Annotated in this window: 24 protein-coding genes; 10 read left to right on the plus strand and 14 right to left on the minus strand. The window is 72.0% G+C overall.

Annotation, left to right across the window (positions count from 1 at the left end):
• Positions 1-48: 48 nt before the first annotated feature.
• The 3 genes from AOQ53_RS25725 to AOQ53_RS25735 all read left to right on the plus strand — a co-directional run bounded on the left by AOQ53_RS25725 (position 49) and on the right by AOQ53_RS25735 (position 2,270).
• Positions 49-1,050 carry a DEDDh family exonuclease gene (locus AOQ53_RS25725; protein WP_059420804.1) on the plus strand — a complete coding sequence of 334 codons (1,002 nt, stop codon included), beginning with the start codon at positions 49-51 and terminating at the stop codon, positions 1,048-1,050.
• Between the two features lie 136 nt (positions 1,051-1,186).
• Positions 1,187-1,420 (plus strand): hypothetical protein, encoded by a 234-nt coding sequence (locus AOQ53_RS25730; protein WP_078945499.1) that lies wholly within the window; start codon positions 1,187-1,189, stop codon positions 1,418-1,420.
• Positions 1,421-1,469: 49 nt separating this feature from the next.
• Entirely contained in the window at positions 1,470-2,270 is an 801-nt protein-coding gene (locus tag AOQ53_RS25735) for an SURF1 family cytochrome oxidase biogenesis protein (protein WP_174523349.1), read from the plus strand.
• Between the two features lie 27 nt (positions 2,271-2,297).
• On the opposite strand, the gene AOQ53_RS25740 is transcribed toward AOQ53_RS25735, so the two are convergent.
• From AOQ53_RS25740 to AOQ53_RS25755, 4 genes are all read right to left on the minus strand, one after another.
• The gene (locus AOQ53_RS25740; protein WP_059420807.1) at positions 2,298-3,239 is read right to left on the minus strand and encodes a hypothetical protein; all 942 of its coding nucleotides are present in this window, start codon (positions 3,237-3,239) and stop codon (positions 2,298-2,300) included.
• A gap of 160 nt (positions 3,240-3,399) precedes the next feature.
• Positions 3,400-3,573 (minus strand): YbdD/YjiX family protein, encoded by a 174-nt coding sequence (locus AOQ53_RS25745; protein WP_078945501.1) that lies wholly within the window; start codon positions 3,571-3,573, stop codon positions 3,400-3,402.
• 14 nt (positions 3,574-3,587) lie between these two features.
• Positions 3,588-5,690 (minus strand): carbon starvation CstA family protein, encoded by a 2,103-nt coding sequence (locus AOQ53_RS25750; protein ID WP_148640380.1) that lies wholly within the window; start codon positions 5,688-5,690, stop codon positions 3,588-3,590.
• Between the two features lie 174 nt (positions 5,691-5,864).
• Positions 5,865-6,089 (minus strand): DUF3311 domain-containing protein, encoded by a 225-nt coding sequence (locus tag AOQ53_RS25755; RefSeq protein ID WP_059420811.1) that lies wholly within the window; start codon positions 6,087-6,089, stop codon positions 5,865-5,867.
• 178 nt (positions 6,090-6,267) lie between these two features.
• On the opposite strand from AOQ53_RS25755, the gene AOQ53_RS25760 reads away from it, so the two are divergent.
• Genes AOQ53_RS25760 through AOQ53_RS25780 form a run of 5 tightly spaced genes read left to right on the plus strand, consistent with a single transcriptional unit; the run spans position 6,268 to position 11,340 of the window.
• Positions 6,268-7,830, plus strand: coding sequence for a sodium:solute symporter family protein (locus AOQ53_RS25760; RefSeq protein WP_059420813.1), 1,563 nt, complete (start codon positions 6,268-6,270; stop codon positions 7,828-7,830).
• On the plus strand, positions 7,827-8,423 hold the full coding sequence (locus tag AOQ53_RS25765) for a sigma-70 family RNA polymerase sigma factor (protein ID WP_059420814.1): 597 nt from the start codon (positions 7,827-7,829) through the stop codon (positions 8,421-8,423). The genes AOQ53_RS25760 and AOQ53_RS25765 overlap by 4 nt, the downstream gene beginning before the upstream one ends.
• Entirely contained in the window at positions 8,420-8,752 is a 333-nt protein-coding gene (locus AOQ53_RS25770) for a hypothetical protein (protein WP_059420815.1), read from the plus strand. The genes AOQ53_RS25765 and AOQ53_RS25770 overlap by 4 nt, the downstream gene beginning before the upstream one ends.
• Positions 8,753-8,785: 33 nt before the next feature.
• The gene (locus AOQ53_RS25775) at positions 8,786-10,579 is read left to right on the plus strand and encodes a glycoside hydrolase family 15 protein (protein WP_059420816.1); all 1,794 of its coding nucleotides are present in this window, start codon (positions 8,786-8,788) and stop codon (positions 10,577-10,579) included.
• Between the two features lie 5 nt (positions 10,580-10,584).
• Entirely contained in the window at positions 10,585-11,340 is a 756-nt protein-coding gene (locus tag AOQ53_RS25780; RefSeq protein WP_059420818.1) for an SDR family oxidoreductase, read from the plus strand.
• A 24-nt stretch (positions 11,341-11,364) separates the two neighbouring features.
• Here AOQ53_RS25780 and amaP read toward each other — a convergent pair whose 3' ends face one another.
• The 5 genes from amaP to AOQ53_RS25805 are packed head-to-tail and all read right to left on the minus strand — an operon-like array spanning position 11,365 to position 13,726.
• On the minus strand, positions 11,365-11,943 hold the full coding sequence (amaP, locus tag AOQ53_RS25785) for an alkaline shock response membrane anchor protein AmaP (protein WP_408055187.1): 579 nt from the start codon (positions 11,941-11,943) through the stop codon (positions 11,365-11,367).
• 5 nt (positions 11,944-11,948) lie between these two features.
• Positions 11,949-12,644 carry a DUF6286 domain-containing protein gene (locus AOQ53_RS25790; protein ID WP_059420822.1) on the minus strand — a complete coding sequence of 232 codons (696 nt, stop codon included), beginning with the start codon at positions 12,642-12,644 and terminating at the stop codon, positions 11,949-11,951.
• On the minus strand, positions 12,641-13,024 hold the full coding sequence (locus tag AOQ53_RS25795; protein WP_059420825.1) for an Asp23/Gls24 family envelope stress response protein: 384 nt from the start codon (positions 13,022-13,024) through the stop codon (positions 12,641-12,643). Before AOQ53_RS25795 ends, AOQ53_RS25790 begins: the two co-directional genes overlap by 4 nt.
• Complete coding sequence (locus tag AOQ53_RS25800) at positions 13,021-13,203, minus strand: hypothetical protein (RefSeq protein WP_059420827.1); 183 nt, start codon at positions 13,201-13,203, stop codon at positions 13,021-13,023. Before AOQ53_RS25800 ends, AOQ53_RS25795 begins: the two co-directional genes overlap by 4 nt.
• A 49-nt stretch (positions 13,204-13,252) precedes the next feature.
• A complete protein-coding gene (locus tag AOQ53_RS25805) occupies positions 13,253-13,726 on the minus strand; it encodes an Asp23/Gls24 family envelope stress response protein (RefSeq protein WP_059420828.1) in 474 nt (157 codons plus the stop codon).
• An 87-nt stretch (positions 13,727-13,813) separates the two neighbouring features.
• On the opposite strand from AOQ53_RS25805, the gene AOQ53_RS25810 reads away from it, so the two are divergent.
• Positions 13,814-14,530 carry a hypothetical protein gene (locus AOQ53_RS25810; protein WP_059420829.1) on the plus strand — a complete coding sequence of 239 codons (717 nt, stop codon included), beginning with the start codon at positions 13,814-13,816 and terminating at the stop codon, positions 14,528-14,530.
• Positions 14,531-14,679: 149 nt separating this feature from the next.
• Here AOQ53_RS25810 and AOQ53_RS25815 read toward each other — a convergent pair whose 3' ends face one another.
• The 3 genes from AOQ53_RS25815 to AOQ53_RS25825 form a co-directional block, all read right to left on the minus strand.
• Positions 14,680-15,483 carry an enoyl-CoA hydratase/isomerase family protein gene (locus AOQ53_RS25815; protein WP_059420831.1) on the minus strand — a complete coding sequence of 268 codons (804 nt, stop codon included), beginning with the start codon at positions 15,481-15,483 and terminating at the stop codon, positions 14,680-14,682.
• A 108-nt stretch (positions 15,484-15,591) separates the two neighbouring features.
• Positions 15,592-15,810, minus strand: coding sequence for a helix-turn-helix domain-containing protein (locus AOQ53_RS25820; RefSeq protein ID WP_010037790.1), 219 nt, complete (start codon positions 15,808-15,810; stop codon positions 15,592-15,594).
• Positions 15,811-16,145: 335 nt separating this feature from the next.
• Entirely contained in the window at positions 16,146-17,744 is a 1,599-nt protein-coding gene (locus AOQ53_RS25825) for an ABC-F family ATP-binding cassette domain-containing protein (RefSeq protein ID WP_059420833.1), read from the minus strand.
• 247 nt (positions 17,745-17,991) lie between these two features.
• On the opposite strand from AOQ53_RS25825, the gene AOQ53_RS25830 reads away from it, so the two are divergent.
• Positions 17,992-18,405, plus strand: coding sequence for a VOC family protein (locus AOQ53_RS25830; protein ID WP_059420834.1), 414 nt, complete (start codon positions 17,992-17,994; stop codon positions 18,403-18,405).
• A 19-nt stretch (positions 18,406-18,424) separates the two neighbouring features.
• Here AOQ53_RS25830 and AOQ53_RS25835 read toward each other — a convergent pair whose 3' ends face one another.
• Both AOQ53_RS25835 and AOQ53_RS25840 read right to left on the minus strand, forming a co-directional pair.
• Complete coding sequence (locus tag AOQ53_RS25835; protein ID WP_174523350.1) at positions 18,425-19,825, minus strand: hypothetical protein; 1,401 nt, start codon at positions 19,823-19,825, stop codon at positions 18,425-18,427.
• A gap of 221 nt (positions 19,826-20,046) precedes the next feature.
• Positions 20,047-21,174, minus strand: a complete 1,128-nt coding sequence (locus AOQ53_RS25840) for an alpha/beta hydrolase (protein WP_059420836.1) — start codon at positions 21,172-21,174, stop codon at positions 20,047-20,049.
• Positions 21,175-21,255 lie beyond the last annotated feature (81 nt).

Raw genomic sequence — 21,255 nt, forward strand, 5'->3', positions numbered from 1 at the left:
GCACCTGACGGACGGCGGTGTCAGTCGCGGCCCGTATCCTCAGGAACCATGCTGGAAGACCTGACGACCGCGGCGTTCTCTCCCACGTCGTGGCCGGCCGCGTATCCCAAGGGGTACGCGGTCGTTGACGTGGAGACCACGGGCCTGGCCCGGGACGACCGCATCATCTCCGCGGCCGTCTACCGGCTGGACGCGCGCGGCGAGGTCGAGGACCACTGGTACACGATGGTCAACCCCGAGCGTGACCCCGGCCCCGTGTGGATCCACGGACTGACGAGCGAGGCGCTCGAGGGCGCGCCCCTCTTCCCGGACATCGCCGAGGAGTTCACGGCCCGGCTTCAGGGACGGGTGCTCGTCGCGCACAACGCCGTCTTCGACTGGCAGATGATCGCCCGGGAGTACGCGCGCGCGAAGTACGAGGCGCCCGTGCGGCAGCGGCTGTGCACCATCGCGCTCTCCAAGGAGCTCGGGCTTCCGCTGCCCAACCACAAGCTGGAGTCGCTCGCCGCGCACTTCGGCGTCGTCCAGCGAAGGGCGCACCACGCGTTGGACGACGCGCGCGTGCTGGCGGAGGCGTTCCGGCCCAGCCTCAGGGCCGCGGCGGCGAACGGCGTACGGCTGCCGTTGCACGAGTGCCGGCCGCTGACGGAGTGGTCGGACCGCCCCGCCACGCCCCGCATCGGGCAGCAGGCGGGCCCGCGAAGCTACGGCGGCTACCGTCAGACCAGTTGGCGCCCCTCCCGGAAGCGCCCCGCCTGCCCCTACCCCAACCCGGGGCGCTACGAGGCGGGCGGGCGGCTCAAGCAGGGCATGCGGGTCGCCTTCTCCGGCGACACCTCGACCGAGCGCGAACTGCTGGAGGACCGGGCGACCGAGGCCGGGCTGCACGTGGCCACCAGCCTGTCCCGACTGACCAGCCTGCTCGTCACGAACGACCCGGACTCGGGCACGTCCAAGGTGGTCAAGGCCCGGCAGTTCGGCACACCGATCGTGGACGAGGCGGCGTTCGGGCAACTCCTCGCGGATGTGGAGCCGGCGCCGGAGGGGTGACCGTAGGCGGAGCGGTCTCGCCGGGCGACCGTAGGCGGAGCGGTGCCGCCGGGGCGACCGTACGGACGGGTGATTGGCGGGCGACTCGCCCGGCGGCCGCTCGCCCGGGCCGGGGCGACGGCTCACTCTGTGGCGCATGGCGACCTGTGAGGTATGTGGCAATCAGTACGGAATGACCTTCGAGGTGCATGCGCAGGGGGCGGTGCACGTCTTCGACTGCTTCGCCTGCGCTATCCACCGCATGGCCCCCATCTGCGAGCACTGCCGGGTACAGATCATCGGCCAGGGCGTCGAGGTCGACGGCCAGTGGTACTGCGGTGCCCACTGCGCCCGCGCGGAGGGAAAGGTGGGAATTGTCGACAAGGTCTGAACCCGTACCCGCCTGAATGCACCCCACGACCGAGTTGTACGGTCGTGGGGTGTACCGCTTCCTGATGTCCCGGCAGTGGGTGATCCTCACATTGATCGCCCTGCTTCTCATCCCCACGATGATCAGGCTGGGCATATGGCAGATGCACCGCTACGAGGAGCGCACCGCCCGGAACCAGCTGGTCACCGACGCGCTGGCGGCCGAGCCGGTCCCCGTGGAGCAGCTGACCGCACCCGGGCACACCGTCACCAGCGCCGAGCGGTACCGGACCGTGACCGCGAAGGGCCGCTTCGACACGGAGGACGAGGTCGTCGTCCGTCGCCGCACCAACTCCGACGACGAGGTCGGCTACCACGTCCTGACCCCGTTCGTCCTCGACGACGGCAAGGTTCTGCTGGTCAACCGGGGCTGGATCCCCTCGGACGGCCCGAGCCAGACCACGTTCCCGAAGGTCCCCGCACCGCCGAGCGGCGAGGTGACCGTCAAGGGGCGGCTGATGCCGAGTGAGACGACCGCGGCGAGCGGGATCAAGAACCTCAAGGGCCTGCCGGACCGGCAGATCATGCTGATCAACAGCGAGCAGCAGGCCCGGCGCCTGGACGCGCGGGTGCTCGGCGGCTACATCGCGCAGACGGCTCCCGAGCCCAACGGCGACACCCCCGAGCTGCTCGGCGATCCCGGCAAGGAGGACGCGGCGCTGAACTACGCGTACGCCGTCCAGTGGTGGCTGTTCTCAGCCGCCGTCCCGGTCGGCTGGGTGATCCTGGCCCGCCGCGAGGCCCGGGACCGGGCGCAGGCGGCGGCCGCCGCGACGGCGCAGGACAGGGAGTCGCAGCCGGCCACGGCGTGACGCCGTCGGTCCTGGTCTTGGTCGTTGTCAGCCGGCCGCGCCGTCCCGCCAGTAGAGGAAGGCCCGTTCCGGCTCGGGCAGCAGGTCCCACGGATGGCGTGTCATGTGGCGGCCGACGCGCCGCAGGACGAGTGCGGCCTCGGCCGGGCGGTGGGCGCGGGTCAGGGCGAAGGCGAGAAGGTTGAGGTCGGTCATCGCTTCGGCATGGGGCGCGACGGCGGTGTGGAACCAGCCGGACAGGGCCCGGTCGAGCTCCTCGGCCGCCCGGAGCTCGTTCCAGTGACCGCTCGCGCCGATGGCGGCGAGGCCCGTCAGGCCCTGGCGGTGGGCGCCGAGCTCCACGCGGGCCGCCACCGGCAGCACGGCGAGCGGCGAGCCGTGCGGGGCCTGGACCGCGCTCTGCCAGGCGAAGTCCAGCATGTCGGAGAGCGTGCCGTGGCCGCGCGGCGACAGATAGCCCAGCATCTGGTGGTAGGCGCCACGGTGCCACGGCGCGCGGTTGACAGCCTCGGTCCACACGGGCACGGCGTCACGGACCGGTACGGCGCAGGCGCGCATCAGCGAGAACAGGGCCAGCCAGGGCGTCGGATCCCCGGGGCAGGCGTCGGCGGCACGCAGGCACGCCTGTTCGGCCTGGCGTACGGCGGCAGGGTCACCGACCGGGACCCGGGCCACCGCGGCGCAGGCGGACAGCAGCAGGGCGTCGCCGTGCCCGGGCCGGTCGGCCACCCAGCGCTCGGGGATCGCGGCCGGAATGTTCCGGGCGAGGACCGACACCCGGTGTGCTCTGCGGTCCCAGTCCCATCCTGTGGCGCGCAGCAGCCGGGCGGCCGGCTCCCAGACGGGACGGCTGCTGCCCGCGCCGAGCCCGTGCAGTTGGAGGGCCGGCCGCAGTTCGGCGAGGGTCGCGTGCAGGAGGTCGTCGTCGAGTTCGGGGCGGATCAGCAGGGAAGGGCGGCGTCTGAGCATCTCGGTCTCGGCGAAGGTGGAGCGGAGCAGGACGAGGTGGGCCGCGCGGCGGGCGTGCCGTCAGGGCTGGGGAGGGACACGCCCGCCGCGCGGCCGGGGAACCACGCGGCGGATGCCGTCGCGCGCCCGGGAACCGCGCGGCGGATGCCGTCGCGCGGGATCAGCAGCAGCGGCCGGGCGCCTCGCACTCGCGCTGCGTGGTGCGCATCCGCTGGTATTCGCGTCGGGTCGGCACCGGAGCGTGCGGGTGGTGGCGCCGGTGCCGCTCGCAATAGCGGTCGTACTCCGTCTCGCCGGTCAGCTCTCGCGCGTACCAGAGCACGGCGTCCAGCATCTTCCGCACGGTGCTCACGGACCCGCCCCCACCAGCGGCTCGGTGTTCCGCTGCTCGGGGACATCGATGCGGGAGGGGACGTACGGGGCCTCGGTCGTCGGCAGGGGCTCGGTGGCGCGCACTGCGCGGAGGCACACCACCGCGCAGTTGACCAGGACGATGAGGACCAGCAGCAGGAAGACCGCCATGATCACGCCGTCGACGGTGTTGTTGAGGACGATGGTGTGCATGTCGTCCATGTTCGTGGCGCCCGGCAGCAGCTTGCCGGCGTCGATGGCGTCCGCGTAGACGTCCCGCTGGGCGAAGAAGCCGATCTTCGGGTCGTCCGAGAAGATCTTCTGCCAGCCGGCGGTGAAGGTGACGGCCACGTCCCAGGCCAGCGGGATGCCGGTCACCCACGCCCAGCGCAGTTTGCCCGCCTTGATGAGCATGGTCGTGGTGACGGCCAGGGCGACCGCGGCCAGCAACTGGTTGGCGATGCCGAACAGCGGGAAGAGCTGCTTGATGCCGCCGAGCGGGTCGGTGACACCGGCGTACAGGAAGTAACCCCAGGCGCCGACGACCAGGGCGCTGGTGATCCAGATGCCCGGCTTCCAGGTGACCCGGCCGATCGGCTTCCAGACGTTGCCCAGCATGTCCTGGAGCATGAAGCGGCCCACGCGGGTGCCCGCGTCCACCGTGGTCAGGATGAACAGGGCCTCGAACATGATGGCGAAGTGGTACCAGAAGGCCTTCATCCCGGCACCGCCGAACACCCCGGCGAAGATCTCCGACATGCCGACGGCCAGGGTGGGCGCGCCACCGGAGCGGCCGACCAGGGTGTGCTCCTCGACGGCCTTGGCCGCCGCGGCGAGCTGGTCCGGCGTGATGCTGAAGCCGAGGTTCTTCACCGCTTCCGACGCGGTCTCCACCGTCGGACCGAGCAGCGCGGCCGGGGAGTTCATCGCGTAGAACAAGCCCGGTTCCAGGACGCAGGCGGCGATCAGCGCCATGACGGCGACGAAGGACTCCGTGAGCATGGAGCCGTACCCGATCACCCGGACCTGGGACTCCTTCTGGATCAGCTTCGGCGTGGTGCCGGAGGAGACCAGGGCGTGGAAGCCGGACAGGGCGCCGCAGGCGATGGTGATGAAGAGGAACGGGAAGAGCCCTCCGGCGAACACCGGTCCGGCGCCGGTCGAGGCGAACTCCGTCACCGGCTCGGCCTTGAGGGTCGGGGCGGCGATCACCACGCCGACGGCCATCAGGGCGATGGTGCCGACCTTCATGAAGGTCGACAGGTAGTCACGGGGGGCCAACAGCATCCACACGGGGAGCACGGAGGCGACGAAGCCGTAGCCGATCAGGCAGAAGACCAGGGTCTCGGGGCTCCAGACGAAGTACGCCGCCATCGACGAGTCCTGGATCCAGCCGCCGCCGAGGATGGCGAGCAGCAGCAGTACCACGCCGATGACACTGGTCTCCACGACCTGTCCCGGCCGCAGGTAGCGCAGGTAGAAGCCCATGAAGAGGGCGATGGGGATGGTCATGGTGACCGAGAAGGTGCCCCAGGCCGACTCGGCCAGCGCGTTGACGACGACCATGGCCAGCACCGCGAGCAGGATGATCATGATGGCGAAGACACCGATCAGTGCCGCCGCACCGCCCACCCTGCCGATCTCGTCCCGGGCCATCTGGCCGAGGCTCTTGCCGTCCCGTCGCATGGAGAGGAAGAGGACGATCATGTCCTGGACCGCGCCGGCGAAGATCACGCCCACGACGATCCAGATCGTGCCCGGCAGATAGCCCATCTGCGCGGCCAGCACCGGACCCACCAGCGGACCGGCGCCGGCGATGGCCGCGAAGTGGTGGCCGAACAGCACCCGGCGGTCGGTCGGGTGGTAGTCGACACCGTCCTCCAGCCGCTCGGCCGGGGTGGCGCGGGTGTCGTCGACCTCCAGGACCCGGCGGGCGATGAACCGCGAGTAGAAGCGGTAGGCGATGGCGTACGAGCCGAGGGCCGCCATCACCAGCCACACGGCGGAGATCTCCTCGCCGCGGGAGAGCGCGAGGACACCCCAGCCGACCGCGCCGACGAGGGCGACGGCGGTCCATATGAGGATCGACCTGGCGGTCATGCGGGACCGCCGGGGCGGTGGCCCCCCCGGCGCCGGCAGAGCGGATCCGGGCCTGGCTGACGTGGACATGGCGACTCCTCACCTGGAGCGGTGTGTTGGGTGGTGCGAGGGGTTCCGGAGCGTTGCGGAGCGATACGAGCGGGTACGAAGTGGTGCGGGCGGTTGGCGGCGCGATCAGGGGCCGTGACGGTCGTCGTGACGTGTCAGCGCGTAGGCCGCGAGCAGGCAGAGGCCGCACCCCGGCACCCAGGCGAGCTGGTACCAGTAGAAGAACGGCGTTCCCGCCAGCCGTGGGCTCGCACCGGCGTACCAGGGGACCCACAGCAGTCCCGCGGCGGGAGCGAGCAGCAGGAGGGCGACGGCTACGCGTCGTAGCCGTGGATGGCCGGTCCGTGCCATGACCTGTGCTCCTCTCCCGTTCGCTGTGGGTCTGTGCAAGAGTTGCGCTTCCGCCGAGAACGGTTGACAGCGGATTTCCAGAAGATTTCCCGCCGGTTTTCTTTCTTCCTCTGTCCTCCGAACCGGCCGCCCGCGCAACCAGCAGGCGAGGGTTCAGGCACACCAAGGACGGTGACCCATGGCGGATGGCGCCATGACCACGACGTTCCTCGCCGTGATCGGCGGAGCGTCGCTGCTCGCCGTCACCGCGCGCCGTCTGCGCCCCGTCGACCGGTTGCCGTCCCTGGAGGGCTGGGCGCTCGCCGACCGCAGCCTCGGGCCCGGGTGGACCTGGCTGCTGCTGGGCGGCACGATCTTCACCGCGTACACGTTCACCGCCGTCCCCGGACTGGCGTACGGCAACGGCGCGCCGGCGTTCTTCGCGGTGCCGTACACGGTGATCGTCTGTCCGCTCGCCTTCGTCCTGCTGACCCGTCTGTGGTCGGTGGCCCGCCGCCACGGGTACGTCACCGCTGCCGACTTCGTGCGCGGGCGGTACGGTTCACCGCCGCTGGCGCTCGTGGTGGCGCTGACCGGGATCCTCGCGACGATGCCGTATCTGGCGCTGCAGCTGCTCGGCCTACGGGCCGTGCTCACGGCCGGGGGCCTCTATCCCCGGGGAGCGGCCGGCGACCTGGTGATGGTGGCGCTGTTCGCGGGGCTGGCCGTGGCCACGTACCGGCACGGGCTGCGCGCGCCGACGGTGATCTCGGCGCTCAAGGCGGTGGCCGTGTTCGTCTCGCTCACGGCCGTGTGCTGGCTGGTCCTGGAGCGGCTCGGCGGCCCGGGCGCGGTGTTCGAGGGAGCGGCGCGGCGGCTGTCCGGGACGGACACGGCCGGCTCCGCCCTGCTGCTCTCCCCCGAGCAGCAGCCCGCCTACGCCACCCTCGCGCTGGGCTCGGCGCTCGCGCTGCTGATGTACCCGCACGTGCTCACCGCCGGGTTCGCCGCCGACAGTCCGCGCACCGTACGCAGGGCCACCGTGGCGCTGCCCGCCTGGACGGCACTGCTCGCGCTCTTCGGTTTCCTCGGCATCGCGGCGCTCGCCGCCGGGGTGCGGGCGCCCGAGGGCGGGGCCGAGGCCGCCGTGCCGATGCTGGTCGACCGGCTGATGCCGGGACCGCTGGCCGGACTGGTGTTCGGCGCGATCACCGTCGGCGCGCTGGTCCCGGCCGCCGTGATGTCCATCGCGGCCGCCACGAGCTTCGTCCGCAACGTGTACGTCGAGTACGTCCATCCCACGGCCACGCCGAAGCGGCAGGTGCGCATCGCCAAGGCGGTGTCGCTCACCGCGAAGGTGGGGGCCGTGGCGTTCGTGTTCGGGCTGCGCGACCAGGACGCCATCAACCTCCAGTTGCTCGGCGGCGTGTGGATCCTGCAGATCTTCCCGGCGGTCGCCGTCGGGCTGTTCACCGGGTGGCTGCACCCGCGGGCACTGCTCGCCGGGTGGGCCGTGGGCATGGCGTCGGGGACGTACCTGGTGGTGCGCGAGGGTTTCTCCTCGATCGTGCCGCTCGGTACCGGCGCCGGGCCGCTGGAGATCTACGCCGGGCTCGCCGCCCTGCTGCTCAATCTGACCGTCGCGGTGGCCGGCACCGCGGCGCTGACACGCCTCGGTGTCCCGCGCGGCGCCGACGCGACAGACCTGCCGTCCCGCCTGACCGTCAGGCGGCGCCCGGAGACGGGAGCGAACACTCCGTGAGACGCAGACAGAACATCCCGGTCACCCTGCCACCGGTCCCCGCACCAGCCGCGCCGGCCGAGCCACTCGCCCCCGCGGTGAGCGATCCGGACGACGTGGAGCGGGAGGCCGGCGTCGCCCGCCTCTTCGAGGTGCACTACTCGTCGATGCTGCGCCTCGCCGTCCTGCTCGGCGCGGACGACCCGGAGAACGTGGTGGCCGAGGCGTACTACCAGATCTACCGCAAGTGGCGGCGCCTGCGGGACGCGGCCGCGGCGGAGGCGTATCTGCGCTCCACCGTCTGCAATCTGACACGGATGCGGATACGGCACCTCCAAGTCGCCCGCAGACACGAGGAGAACCCGCCGAACCCGCCGGACGAGGCGGTCGCCTCCGCGGAGCACGCCGCGCTGCTGCGCGACGACCAGCGCGTGCTCATCGACGCACTCCAGCAGTTGCCGCCCCGGCAGCGCGAGGCGCTGGTGCTGCGGCACTGGCTCGGGCTGAAGGAGAGCGAGATAGCCGCCGCGATGGGCATCTCCGGCGGTTCCGTCAAGACGCACACGGCACGCGGCATCGCCGCCCTGACCCAGGCGATGGAGGCCCGGCGATGACGCATCGAGATGCGACTCCGTCGCGTGGCACCAGTCCCGACCGGCCCGGCCACGGCCGCACCGAGAGTGAGCTGCGCGAGGCGCTCGAGGCTCTGGCAGGCGGGGTGCTTCCCGACCCGGACGCGTACCGTACGGCACGCGGCGAGTGGCTGCGGCGCGAACGCCGGCGGCGGCTCGTGCTCGCCGTCCTGGTCGCGGTCGTCTTCGCCCTGGCGACCCTGATCGGCCTGTGGGTGCTCAACCAGGCACCGTCGGACCCCGGTGTCATCTTCTCCGGCGCCGGCTCCCCGGCCGCCTCGGGCCCGTCACTCCCGCGGCCCCTGCCCTGATTGCCGCGCCGACTTGCCGGGAACCCGCACTCCGTGTACCCGAGCATCGAGGACTACGCACTCATCGGCGACGAACAGACCGCTGCCCTGGTCGGCACGGACGGATCCGTCGACTGGCTCTGCCTGCCCCGCTTCGACTCGGCCGCCTGCTTCGCCAGGCTGCTCGGCGACGAGGACAACGGCTACTGGCGCATCGCCCCCGTGGGGGCGGACCGGTGCACCCGGCGCGCCTACCGCCGCGACACCCTCGTCCTGGACACCGAGTGGGAGACCGAACATGGAGCGGTCCGGGTCACCGACCTGATGCCCCAGCGCGACCGCGCCCCCGACCTCGTACGCGTCGTCGAGGGCCTGGACGGCGAGGTGACGCTCCACAGCGTCCTCAAGCTGCGCTTCGACTACGGCTCGATCATCCCCTGGGTACGCCGGGTCGACGGCCACCGCGTCGCCGTCGCCGGCCCCGACTCGACCTGGCTGCGCAGCGAACCGGAGGTGCGCAGCTGGGGCGAGGACTTCGGGACGCACGCGGAGGTCACGGTCAGGAAGGGCGAGAAGGTCGCGTTCGTCCTCACCTGGCACCCCTCCCACGAGGAGCGTCCGCCGCTCGTCGACCCGTACGAGGCGCTGCGCCACAGCGTCGAGGACTGGCGGGCCTGGGCGTCGCGCTGCCGCTACGACGGACCGTACCGTGACGCCGTCGTCCGCTCCCTGATCACCCTCAAGGCGCTCACCTACGCCCCGACCGGCGGCATCGTCGCCGCCGCCACCACCTCACTGCCCGAGGAGCTGGGCGGGGTGCGCAACTGGGACTACCGGTACTGCTGGCTGCGCGACTCCACCCTCACCCTGGGCGCGCTGCTGTCGGCGGGCTACCAGGAGGAGGCCGAGGCGTGGCGGAACTGGCTGCTGCGCGCGGTCGCGGGCGACCCGGCGGACCTCCAGATCATGTACGGCCTGGCGGGCGAGCGACGGCTGCCCGAGTTCGAGCTGCCGTGGCTGTCCGGCTTCGCGGGGTCCGCCCCCGTACGCATCGGGAACGACGCCGTGAAACAGCTTCAGCTGGACGTCTACGGCGAGGTGATGGACTCCCTGTCGCTGGCCCGCATCTCGGGCCTGTCCGCCCAGCCGGACGTGTGGGCGCTGCAGACGGCTCTGATGGACTTCCTGCGGGACAACTGGCGGCAGCCGGACGAGGGGCTGTGGGAGGTGCGCGGCGGCCGACGCCAGTTCGTGCACTCGAAGGTGATGGTGTGGGTCGCCGCCGACCGTGCCGTGCGCACCCTGGAGCGCCATCCGGAGCTGGACGGCGACCTGGACGGGTGGCGCGCGCTGCGCGACGAGGTGCACCGCGAGGTGTGCGACAAGGGCTACGACCCCGAACGCAACACCTTCACGCAGTCCTACGGCTCGCGCGAACTGGACGCCGCGCTGCTGCTCATCCCGCGCGTCGGTTTCCTGCCGCCGGACGATCCACGGGTGCTCGGCACCATCGACGCGGTCCGCAAGGAGCTGGACCACGGCGGCTTCCTGCGCCGCTACAGCACCGCCGACTCGGACCAGGCGGAGATCGACGGACTGCCCGGCTCCGAGGGCACCTTCCTGGTGTGCTCGTTCTGGCTCGCGGACGCCCTGCACATGACGGGCCGTACGAAGGAGGCCCGGGAGCTGTTCGAGCGGCTGGCGGGACTCACCAACGACGTCGGGCTGCTGTCCGAGGAGTTCGACCCGGTGACCGGCCGGCAGCTCGGCAACTTCCCGCAGGCGTTCAGCCACATCGGCCTGGTGAACACCGCCATGGCCCTGTTCGGTGAGGACGGGGCAGGATAGGGACCATGGATCTTGGACTGAAAGACCGGGTGTACGTCGTCACCGGGGCCACGCGGGGCCTCGGCAACGCCACCGCGCGCGAGCTCGTCGCCGACGGTGCGAAGGTGGTCGTCTCGGGGCGGGACGAGAAGAGCGTCGCCGACGCGGCGGCCGCACTGGGCCCGAACGCGGTCGGGGTGGCCGTCGACAACGCCGACCCCGACGCGCCGGCCATGCTGATCGGGGCCGCGCGGGAGCACTTCGGCCGCTTCAACGGTGTCCTCGTCAGCGTGGGCGGGCCTCCGGCCGGGTTCGTCTCGGACAACACGGACGAGCAGTGGCAGGCGGCGTTCGAATCGGTGTTCCTCGGCGCGGTGCGGCTGGCCCGTGCCGCGTCGGCCGAGTTGGAGGCCGGGGGTGTCATCGGGTTCGTGCTGTCCGGGTCGGTGTACGAGCCGATTCCGGGGCTGACGATCTCGAACGGGCTGCGGCCGGGGCTGGCCGGGTTCGCCAAGTCGCTGTCCGACGAACTCGGACCGCGGGGGATCCGGGTGGTCGGCGTGCTTCCCGGGCGCATCGACACGGATCGCGTGCGCGAGCTGGACGCGTTGTCGGCGGATCCCGAGGCTACCCGGGCGGCGTCGGAGTCGCGCATTCCGTTGCGGCGGTACGGGGCGCCCGAGGAGTTCGGCCGGGTGGCGGCTTTCCTGCTGTCTCCGGCGGCTTCTTATCTGACCGGGGTCATGGTGCCGGTGGACGGTGGGGCGCGGCACGGGTTCTGAGCGCCGGGTGCGGCCAGAAGTCAGTCAGCTCACTCTCCCCGCACGGTGCTTGACCCCCCGCAGCCGTACCTCCGCCGGCAGTGACGCAAGGTCCGCCGATGTTCTGGCGTGGGTCAGGGCGCCGGTCGTCAGGTCGTGCAGGGCCGTGCCCGGGTCCACGTGCGGCTCCAGTGCGAGCCGTACATGGGCACCGGGAGCGCTGCGGCGGCCCGTCAGGTGGGCATGGGCCCGGTCGACCCCGTCGACCCGGGACGCCTCCTCGGTGAGGACGTTCTCCAGGGCCCGGCCGCGCAGCAGGGCACCCTCGCCGTCGCCGGTGTCCACGAGGACCTCGGCGAGGCGGCGTCGGCGGAGTACCGCGACCAGCCAGCACAGGGCCAGCAGCATCAGAACGGCGAGCACGGCGATGACGGCCGGCCACCACCAGCCGTCGTCCCGCCAGCGGGTGCGTTCGGCGTTGGTCAGCAGCATGTCGTGGCGGCTGTCGTGGATCCACCACGAGGGTGCCGGAGCGCCGAGGCCGACGGCCAGTACGGAGCCGCCCAGTACCAGCAGGACGAGGCCCACGAGCCCGAGGAACACGCGGTTGACGAACCTGAGCATCGCTGTCACTCCTTCCGGCCGGGCCGCCGGACGCGCACCGACAGCGCGGGCGGCCGGGAGAGTCCCAGTCCGCGGACCGCTTCGGTGAGCACGGCGTCCAAGTCGGTTCGAACGTCGTCCAGTTCACGGAAGTGCGACATGGCGCGGACGCGCGCCCGCCTCCGGCGCACCCGCACCCGTGCCGACTGCACGCCGGCCACCTCCATGGCCCGGTCGCGCAACGCCGTCGCGGCGGCATCCCGGTCCAGTCCTGCGCGTACGTCGGCGTGCGTACGCCGCATCGGGAGCACGTCACGCAGGCCGGGTGTTACGGCCAGGACCAGCAGCCAGAGCCCGAGGGCGGCGGCGACCCCGGCCCCGATGAGCACCCAGATGTCGTCGAGGGGCCGTTCGGCGAGCTGCCGGGCCAGCTCCCGGCGCCAGCTCATGACGGGCCGGTCGGCGCGTACGGACGCGATGTCGTAGAGGAACAGCCCGGCGAGTCCCAGGAGCAGCAGGGCGACGATGCCTGCCGGGACCCGGCGTGCCGACCAGAAGCGGCCTTCGCGGCCGCCCTCGCCGTCGAGTGCGGGCGGCGTTCCGTCCTCGGCCACCGACGCGGACCGGTCGGGTCCGGTGCCGGTCTGCGACTTGTCGAGGACCGGCAGGCGCTGTGTGGTGCCCTCGGGCTCGGTCGGTCCGGTGCCTTGGGGTTCGCTCATCGCGTCCTCCCCTGTACCGCGCCGGGCCCGGCGACCAGGTGCAGCCGCTCCACCTGTACGACGACCTCCGGCACCTGCATGCCCACCAGGGCGCCTAGCCGCTCGACGACTTGACGACGCACCTGGCGGCAGCGCGCGCCGACGTCGCAGGGGTAGTCGAGCTCGACGTGCACACGGACGTGCGCGACCTCACGGTGGACCACGACGGTGGCGGACGGCCTGCCGGCGCCGGGCGGCAGCGTCCCGACGGCCTCGCGGGCCGCCTGGGAGGCGATCTTCGCGACGACCCGGTCGGCGATCCGGGTCGCGCCCCGCTCGCCCGCGGGGACGACGGTCAGGGGTCTGTCGAGCTCACCGGCCCCCGCGCTCACGGTCGTCACCGCCGCCGCTCACGGGGACGGAAGAAGTCGCCGAATTCCATGTCCCCCTCCAGGAATCGGCCGACGACGAAACCGACGGCGCCCAGCGCCGCCACCAGCAGGAAGGCGCCGAATCCGCCGAAATACCCGGCGAATCCCAGTGCCATGCCGGCGATCATGCCGACGACGGCCATGCTCATGCTGCGCTCCTCAGCTCTTCAGTAGCTGCGTTTTCCGGTGGCAGGTGCCTCACTGGATCCGGCGCTCCGGTTCCTCTTCCTCCTCGTCCGGCAGCTTCACGTCGCTCACCGCGATGTTGACCTCGACGACCTCCAGACCCGTCATCCGCTCGACGGCCGTGATGACGTTCTCCCGTACGTCCCGGGCCACATCGGCGATCGACACGCCGTAGACGACCACGATCTCCAGGTCGAGGGCGGCCTGCACCTCGCCGACCTCGACCTTCACACCGCGGGACACCGACTTCGCGCCGCCGGGCACGCGGTCGCGCACGGCTCCGAAGGTGCGGGACATGCCGCTGCCCATGGCGTGCACGCCATCCACATCGCGTGCGGCGAGCCCGGCGATCTTCTCCACGACCCCGTCCGCGATGGTCGTACGCCCCCGGGAGCCGGGGTCTCCCCCGCCACGCTTGGTCAGCGGACTCCTGCGTGCCGCCGACGTCTCCGTCTCCCCGCCCCGGTTCTCGGTCATGTCAGTCATCGCCGTACGTCCTTTTCGGTTGTCGTCCTTCGACCACCGTAAGCATGGTTGCGTGGTTATGCGCCTTTGATGCGGCAGGCTGGAGGAATGACGGCCGATCGGTGGACGCAGGCAGTGAGACATCAACTGGGACTCGGCAGGCTCCTGCCGCTGGGTGATGCGCGGGACGGCGCGTGGATCGCCGAGCGGGCGGCCGAGGTGGTGCTGCGGCACGCGGCAAGGGACGCTCCGGGCGTGCGCCTCGAAGCGCTCCGTGTGGCGCTCGCCGATCCGGCGGATACCGGGAGCCCGGCCGTGCCGGCCCCGCCGAGCGCTCTGCCGCCCGGACCGCTGCGGGTCACGGCGGAGTTCGCGGCCACGGCCTCGCAGCCGCTGCCGACGACGGCGTCCCTGCTGCGGGCCACGCTGGCAACGGCCGCGACGCAGCGGCTCGGTCTGACGGTGACGGAGGTGGATCTGCGCGTGACGGGCCTGCTGGACGAGGAGGCGGAACCACCTGGACCCGCCGCGCCTCTCCCCGAGCCGCCGCGTGCCGCGCGGGCCGAGGGCGACGACGAGGGCCGCGTCGCCGCCGCCGCTCTCAAGGTCCCGGGCGTGCTTCACCTGACCGGCGCGCTGGGCCACCCGGTGCACATCGAAGAACTTCCGGGCGGGGCCGCGCTGTCGCACCGCCATGTCCGGCTGGAAATCGCGGTGCGCGAGGACCACCGGTCCCGGGACGTGGCGCGCGAAGTCCGCACAGCGGTGCGGACGGCGCTGTCGGACCACCCGACAGTGGCGGTCCTGGTGAGCGGGATCGGCTGAGGAGCGGCGCCCGCCGTGGGTCGCGGGCACCGCACAGCCGACCATGGCTCCCCGACGCAGGAACAGCCGACCGGGCAGCACCCGCCATGGGGCGCGGGCACCGCTCAGCCGACGGCAACTCCCCTGGTGACGCCGGGAAGCCGCCCGGCTCAGTCCCCGATGCCCGCGAGGTCCCGCAGACGACGTGCCTGAGCCTGGCGTTCCGCGCCGCGCTGGTCCTCGTAGGTGCGGTCCTGCGCGCCGCGCAGCAGTGCCTTGGTCTCGATGACCGCGTCGCGGGGCGCGGCGAGCACGGCCGACGCGAGGTCGCGGACCGTGTCGTCGAGTTGGTCGGCAGGCACGGCCACGTTGGCCAGCCCGGTGCTCACGGCTTCCTCGGCCGTGACGAAGCGCCCGGTCACGCAGATCTCCAGCGCGCGGGCGTATCCGACGAGTCCCACCAGCGGATGCGTGCCCGTCAGATCGGGCACGAGTCCGAGGCTGGTCTCGCGCATGGCGAACTGCACGTCGTCCGCGACGACGCGCAGATCGCAGGCGAGGGCGAGCTGGAAGCCCGCCCCGATGGCGTGCCCCTGGACGGCGGCGACGGAGACGACGTCGCTGCGCCGCCACCAGGTGAACGCCTCCTGGTACTCGGCGATGGTCGCGTCCAGCGCGGCGTCGCTCCCACGCGCGAGGTCGATGAACGACGGTTCCCCGTCGAAGCCCTCGGGCGTGAACGCCTGCCGGTCGAGACCGGCCGAGAAGGACTTGCCCTCGGCCCGCAGCACCACGACGCGGACGGAGCCCGGCAGCTGCCGCCCGGCCTCGCTCAGCGCCCGCCACAGAGCGGGGCTCTGCGCGTTGCGCTTGGCCGGGTTGGTCAGCGTCACCGTGGCGATCGCGTCGTCGACGGTGAGCCGTACGCCGTCCTTGTCGAGTACGGGAACGAGGTCCTTGTCGGGCGAAGCCATGGGACGCCTCCGATGTGTGCGGTCAGCTAAGTGACTGCACAGTAACCACCCGGCCGATCAGCCGACCGACCGGGTGGCCACCATCGAAGCCGAAGGGGCCACCCGGAGTCAGGCCGTGGCCTTTTTACCCCGCGTCGCCCCGCCACGCCCTCGCAGCGTGACGCCCGACTCACTGAGCATGCGGTGCACGAAGCCATACGAGCGGCCGGTCTCCTCGGCCAACGCCCGGATGCTTGCACCGGCGTCGTACTTCTTCTTCAGGTCTGCCGCGAGCTTGTCGCGCGCGGCGCCGGTCACCCGGCTGCCCTTCTTCAGAGTCTCGGCCACCCGTGCCTCCTCATGGGAAGTGCGCTCTGGTCTCCTCATGATCACCCCTCCGGGCCCTGATGGCCACCCATTCGGCAAGGTCCGTGAGACAAGGTTGTGACGACGGGAGCGCGTCCCCACAAGTGGAATACGAAATTCCGAAGAGCGGCGTCCGTACGCCCGAACGGATTGCCACGGAAAATGCCAGGTCAGAAAGGCGTAGCGGCCGAGCCCGGAAGAATCGGGGGCTCGGCCGCGAAATCGATGTAGGACACACCTCGGTACGAGGAGATCTCACACAGATGATGGATCACCGCTAGGCCGAATGATCCATACGCCGTTGATCACGCATTCGATCAAGCGAGGGCGACGAGGTCCGCGTAGTCGGCACCCCACAGGTCCTCGACGCCGTCCGGCAGCAGGATGATCCGCTCCGGCTGGAGCGCCTCGACGGCACCCTCGTCGTGCGTGACGAGGACGACCGCGCCCTTGTACGTGCGCAGCGCGCCGAGGATCTCCTCGCGGCTGGCCGGGTCGAGGTTGTTGGTCGGCTCGTCGAGGAGCAGCACGTTCGCCGAGGACACGACCAGGGTGGCGAGCGCCAGGCGGGTCTTCTCGCCGCCGGAGAGGACACCGGCGGGCTTGTCGACGTCGTCACCGGAGAACAGGAACGAGCCGAGCGTCTTGCGGACCTCCACCAGGTCCAGGTCTGGGGCGGCCGAGCGCATGTTCTCCAGGACCGTGCGCTCCGGGTCGAGGGTCTCGTGCTCCTGCGCGTAGTAGCCGAGCTTCAGGCCGTGGCCGGGGACGACCGCGCCCGTGTCGGGCTGCTCGACGCCGCCCAGCAGCCGCAGCAGGGTGGTCTTGCCGGCACCGTTGAGGCCGAGGATGACGACGCGGCTGCCCTTGTCGATGGCCAGGTCGACGTCGGTGAAGATCTCCAGCGAGCCGTACGACTTCGACAGGCCCTCGGCCATCAGCGGGGTCTTGCCGCAGGGTGCGGGCTCGGGGAAGCGGAGCTTGGCGACCTTGTCGGACTTCCGCTCGGCCTCCAGGCCGGCCAGCAGCTTGTCCGCTCGGCGGGCCATGTTCTGCGCGGCGACGGTCTTGGTGGCCTTGGCCCGCATCTTGTCGGCCTGAGAATGCAGCGCGGAGGCCTTCTTCTCGGCGTTCTGCCGCTCGCGCTTGCGGCGCTTCTCGTCGGCCTCGCGCTGCTGCTGGTAGAGCTTCCAGCCCATGTTGTAGACGTCGATCTGGGCGCGGTTGGCGTCCAGGTAGAACACCTTGTTGACGACCGTCTCGACCAGGTCGACGTCGTGGGAGATCACGATGAAGCCGCCGCGGTAGGTCTTGAGGTAGTCGCGCAGCCAGATGATCGAGTCGGCGTCGAGGTGGTTGGTCGGCTCGTCGAGCAGCAGCGTGTCCGCGTCGGAGAACAGGATCCGGGCCAGCTCGATACGGCGGCGCTGACCGCCGGAGAGCGTGTGCAGGGGCTGGCCGAGCACCCGGTCGGGCAGGTTGAGCGCGGCGGCGATGGTGGCGGCCTCGGCCTCGGCGGCGTATCCGCCCTTGGTGAGGAACTCCGTCTCCTGGCGCTCGTACTGCCTGAGCGCCTTCTCGCGGGTGCTGCCCTGGCCGTTGGCGATGCGCTGTTCGTTCTCGCGCATCTTGCGGATCAGTACGTCCAGGCCGCGGGCGGAGAGGATGCGGTCGCGGGCGAGGATGTCGAGGTCGCCGGTGCGGGGGTCCTGCGGGAGGTAGCCGACCTCGCCGGAGCGGGTGATGGTGCCGCCGGCGGGCATGCCCTCGCCCGCCAGGCACTTGGTGAGGGTGGTCTTCCCTGCGCCGTTGCGACCGACGAGGCCGATGCGGTCGCCCTTGGCGACACGGAAGGTGGCGTTTTCGATGAGGACGCGGGCACCGGCGCGCAGCTCGATACCGGAGGCGGAGATCACGGACAGACTCCAGGGCGGATACGGGGGCGGGATGGGCGGCTGAGGACGTTCCCGCCGTCTAATGCGCGAGGAGAAAGGCCATGGGGGACAGTCTAACGGGGCGGTGCAACCACTTTTTCTGCGTGCGGGTGTTCGGTTGGTCTCGCCGGTCTCGTCTCGCCGGGGCTTTGTCAGTGGTGAGTGCGAGACTGAGCAGCAGGACCGGACCATCGGATTTCCGGCGACCGGACACAAGGGAGTGATCGGTATGGCAGGCACGTCCGGCGGGCGTCCGAGCATCTACCCGACGCTGCTGTACGCCGACGCGAAGGCGGCGATCCGGCAGCTCACGGAGGCCTTCGGCTTCACGGAGCTGTCGGTGTTCGAGGGCGAGGACGGCGCGGTGATGCACGCCGAGCTGGTGCAGGGCAACGGCGCGGTGATGGTCGGCACCAAGGGCACCGGCAGCGTCTTCGACAAGGCGATGAAGGGCGCGGGCACGACCGGGGTGTACGTCGTCGTGGACGACGTGGACGCACACCACCGCCGCGCCGTGGAACACGGCGCGGAGATCCTGATGCCCCCGACGGACCAGGACTACGGCTCGCGGGACTACATGGCCCGGGACCTCGAGGGCAACGTGTGGAGTTTCGGGACGTACGCACCGGACATAGCGGGCTGACGGCCCACGGCGGCGGGTACTAGCTGCCTCCGGTGTGCACTTGGAACGCGGCCCGGCGTACGGCCTTGGCCAGGGCCGGGTCCGGGTGGGCCGCGGCGAGGGCGACCAGGACCTGCACGGTCCGCGGGTGTCCCACGGCCCGCACCTCGTCGAGCAGCATCGGGACGGTCGGCTGCACGGCGGACTCCAGGTGGCGCACGAGCAGCGGGGCCTCGCCGTGGTCCGCGACGGCGGCCGCGGTGTCCACCCACAGCCAGGTCGCCTCCTCCCGGGTGAGGACCTCGTGGGCGTCCTCGGGGTCGGCCCCGTCGTGCTCGGCCAGCCACAGCAGCGCGTACGGCCTGAGCGTCGGCTCGTCCAGCACGGCGCGGACGTCCGGCTCGGCGGGGGCGCCGACCACGCGCAGCGCCTCGAAGGCGAGACCGCGCAGCAGGGCGTCCTCGCCTCGGGCGGCGGTCAGGAGTTCGGTGACGGCGCTGCCGACGGTACGGGCGGCGAGCCAGGCCCGGTACTCGGCGCGGGCCGCGTTCGGGCGCAGCTGGGCGCAGCCTCGGAGCATGTCCTCGGCCGCCTGCTCGATGTTCCCGGCGGGGCTCTGCGCGGCGACGCAGATCTGCTCCAGCTTGACCCAGACGGCCCAGCTGCCGAGCGGGGTGAGCGTGGCCTGGCCGTCGCCGTAGGTGAGGGCGCCGACGGAGGCGAGGGCGCGCAGGGCCCATTCGAGGAGCGGGGCGAGCGGGGCGTCGGTGGGCGCCGGTTCGGCCTGCGGCTCGGGCTGCGGCCCGTAGGGGATCTCGCAGCGTGCGGTGCGCAGTTCGGTGACGCGCTGCTCCAGGAGGTCGAGGAGCTGCTCCACGGGGACGGGGCCGGCGGACAGCTGGAGGAACGAGAGCACCTGCGGCATGGCCGAGACGACCTCGGCGACGGCGGCGGGCTCGTGGTCCTCGGGTTCCGGACGAGCGAGCGACCAGGCGTCGAAGAGGGCGACCCAGCCGCGCAGTACGGCGCTGTCGTCGCGGTCCCAGGCACGCAGCCGCCAGCCGGGGCGGGCGCTGTCGCCGTGCACCTCGACGAGACCGGCGAGACGGGCGGTGTCCCAGTCGGCTCTGACCTGATCCGGGGTCAGACCCAACTCGCGGGCGGCCCGTTCGGCGGTCGCGGCGGAGAGGGTGGCCTTGCCGTCGGCGGTGGCGCTGCCCCGGCCGGGGCCGAGCTCGGTGTCGGCCCAGCGGGCGACGCGGGCCGCGTCGGCGAGACCTGAGCGTGCCATTCTGGCCAGCTCCGCCGGTGCCGGGGTGCCCTCCGGGGGGCGCGGTGCGGGTCGGCGCGAGCGCCGCTGGTTCATCGCTCTGGGGGCGGCGGCCAGGGGTCGCGGGCGGACGAGTCGAAGCCTGGAGTCGCGCGGGATACGGGACGTCACGAGGGCAGTCTTCCGGTTGACGGTCCGAAAACCCAAACGGAATGTCACGGGGGGCGACGGGGATGGCCAACGCACGGGGTTCCGCGAGTGGTCGAGGGCCGCGAACAGGCCAGTGGTACGACACTAAACGGAATCATCACGACCGGTCGGTGGGGAGCGGGACGGGACGTGGTTGCGACGGGGCGAAGGGGGCGTGAACGGGGGGTGTGCGAGGGAGGGGGTCACATGAGAGGTGTCAGGAAGCGCCGCAGCGCCTCCTCGTAGCCCTGCGGGTCGGCGTTCCACATCGCTCCGTGGGGAGCGTTGCCGACGGTGCGGAGGGCGACCATGTCGGGGCGGGCGTCGGCGAGCCGGCGGGAGAGCTGCCAGGGGGCCACCGTGTCGTCGGGTCCGTGGAAGACGAGCGCCGGGACCCGCAGCCCGGCGGAGGGGTCGGTGCTCCCGACGCGGTCGCCGTACAGGCCGGTGCGGCCCTGTGCGGCGCGGACCGCCAGGGGCAGCAGTGCGCCCGGGGTGCGGCGGGCCGCGGCGAGGGCGCGCACGGTGGTCTCCCAGCTGAGCACCGGGGAGTCCAGGACGAGCCCGCAGACGCGGTCGCGCAGTCCCGAGTGGGCGGCGGCGCGCAGAGCCATGGTGGCGCCGGTGGACCAGCCGTGCAGGACGACCTGCCGGGCGCCGTAGCGCACGGCGTAGCGGATCGCCGCGTCGAGGTCGCGCCACTCGGTCTCGCCGAGGTGGTTCAGGCCGTCGGGCGGGCGGGGGGCGCCGAGGTCGCCGCGGTAGGCGAGGGCGAGCACCGGGAAGTGGCTGCGGTGCAGGAACTCCATGACGTTCATGGCGAGTTCCCGGGTGGTGCCGAGGCCGTGCACGGCGATCACCCAGGTGTCCCGGGCTCCGGGCACGAACCACGCGGGCAGGGTGCCGAGTTCGCCGGGGATGTCGATGTCTGCGTGTTCGAGGCCGAGGGCGGCGCTCGGGTTGCCGACGTACACGTTCGGGGTGAGCCAGGCCTTGTCGCCGGGTTTCAGGGTGCCGTGCGTGACCCGCTCCAGGCGGCGCACGACGGTGTCGGCGGAGTGTGGGGTGTCGGCCAGGACGGGGCCGACGACCGCGTGGGAGCCATTGCCGGACAGGCCGTAGCGGCCGGGCCGCAGGGCGGCCAGGTCCCGGGTGAGGCTGATCCGCCCCGCGGCGGTGCCGTGCACGGTGAGCCGGGGTTCCGTGGGCAGGGGCCGTCCAGGAGGCGCCTTGAGTGCGGCGTCGCTGGCCAACCGCCCGGCGGCCACGGTGGCTGCGCCGACTCCGATCACGGCGGTGACGGCAGCGGCCGTCGCTCTGGCAGTGCGCACGGCTCCAGTCTCCTGGCGCACCGGGCGAGCGACCAGCGGGAGGCAGCGGCGGGGTGATGGGCGGCGGGAGCGGGGCAGGGC

The sequence above is a fragment of the Streptomyces azureus genome (assembly GCF_001270025.1).
In the GTDB taxonomy this organism is placed as follows: Bacteria; Actinomycetota; Actinomycetes; order Streptomycetales; family Streptomycetaceae; genus Streptomyces; species Streptomyces azureus.

What these genes read in the sequence shown, in the direction of transcription:
- AOQ53_RS25740 (WP_059420807.1), bottom strand. Translation starts at nt 3,239, where the DNA reads ATGCTCAGACGCCGCCCTTCCCTGCTGATCCGCCCCGAACTCGACGAC.
- AOQ53_RS25780 (WP_059420818.1), top strand. Translation starts at nt 10,585, where the DNA reads ATGGATCTTGGACTGAAAGACCGGGTGTACGTCGTCACCGGGGCCACG.
- AOQ53_RS25750 (WP_148640380.1), bottom strand. Translation starts at nt 5,690, where the DNA reads ATGACCGCCAGGTCGATCCTCATATGGACCGCCGTCGCCCTCGTCGGC.
- AOQ53_RS25800 (WP_059420827.1), bottom strand. Translation starts at nt 13,203, where the DNA reads ATGAGCATGGCCGTCGTCGGCATGATCGCCGGCATGGCACTGGGATTC.
- AOQ53_RS25790 (WP_059420822.1), bottom strand. Translation starts at nt 12,644, where the DNA reads ATGAGCGAACCCCAAGGCACCGGACCGACCGAGCCCGAGGGCACCACA.
- AOQ53_RS25730 (WP_078945499.1), top strand. Translation starts at nt 1,187, where the DNA reads ATGGCGACCTGTGAGGTATGTGGCAATCAGTACGGAATGACCTTCGAG.
- AOQ53_RS25770 (WP_059420815.1), top strand. Translation starts at nt 8,420, where the DNA reads ATGACGCATCGAGATGCGACTCCGTCGCGTGGCACCAGTCCCGACCGG.
- AOQ53_RS25805 (WP_059420828.1), bottom strand. Translation starts at nt 13,726, where the DNA reads ATGACTGACATGACCGAGAACCGGGGCGGGGAGACGGAGACGTCGGCG.
- AOQ53_RS25745 (WP_078945501.1), bottom strand. Translation starts at nt 3,573, where the DNA reads ATGCTGGACGCCGTGCTCTGGTACGCGCGAGAGCTGACCGGCGAGACG.
- AOQ53_RS25815 (WP_059420831.1), bottom strand. Translation starts at nt 15,483, where the DNA reads ATGGCTTCGCCCGACAAGGACCTCGTTCCCGTACTCGACAAGGACGGC.
- AOQ53_RS25810 (WP_059420829.1), top strand. Translation starts at nt 13,814, where the DNA reads ATGACGGCCGATCGGTGGACGCAGGCAGTGAGACATCAACTGGGACTC.
- AOQ53_RS25830 (WP_059420834.1), top strand. Translation starts at nt 17,992, where the DNA reads ATGGCAGGCACGTCCGGCGGGCGTCCGAGCATCTACCCGACGCTGCTG.
- AOQ53_RS25725 (WP_059420804.1), top strand. Translation starts at nt 49, where the DNA reads ATGCTGGAAGACCTGACGACCGCGGCGTTCTCTCCCACGTCGTGGCCG.
- AOQ53_RS25760 (WP_059420813.1), top strand. Translation starts at nt 6,268, where the DNA reads ATGGCGGATGGCGCCATGACCACGACGTTCCTCGCCGTGATCGGCGGA.
- AOQ53_RS25755 (WP_059420811.1), bottom strand. Translation starts at nt 6,089, where the DNA reads ATGGCACGGACCGGCCATCCACGGCTACGACGCGTAGCCGTCGCCCTC.
- amaP (WP_408055187.1), bottom strand. Translation starts at nt 11,943, where the DNA reads ATGCTCAGGTTCGTCAACCGCGTGTTCCTCGGGCTCGTGGGCCTCGTC.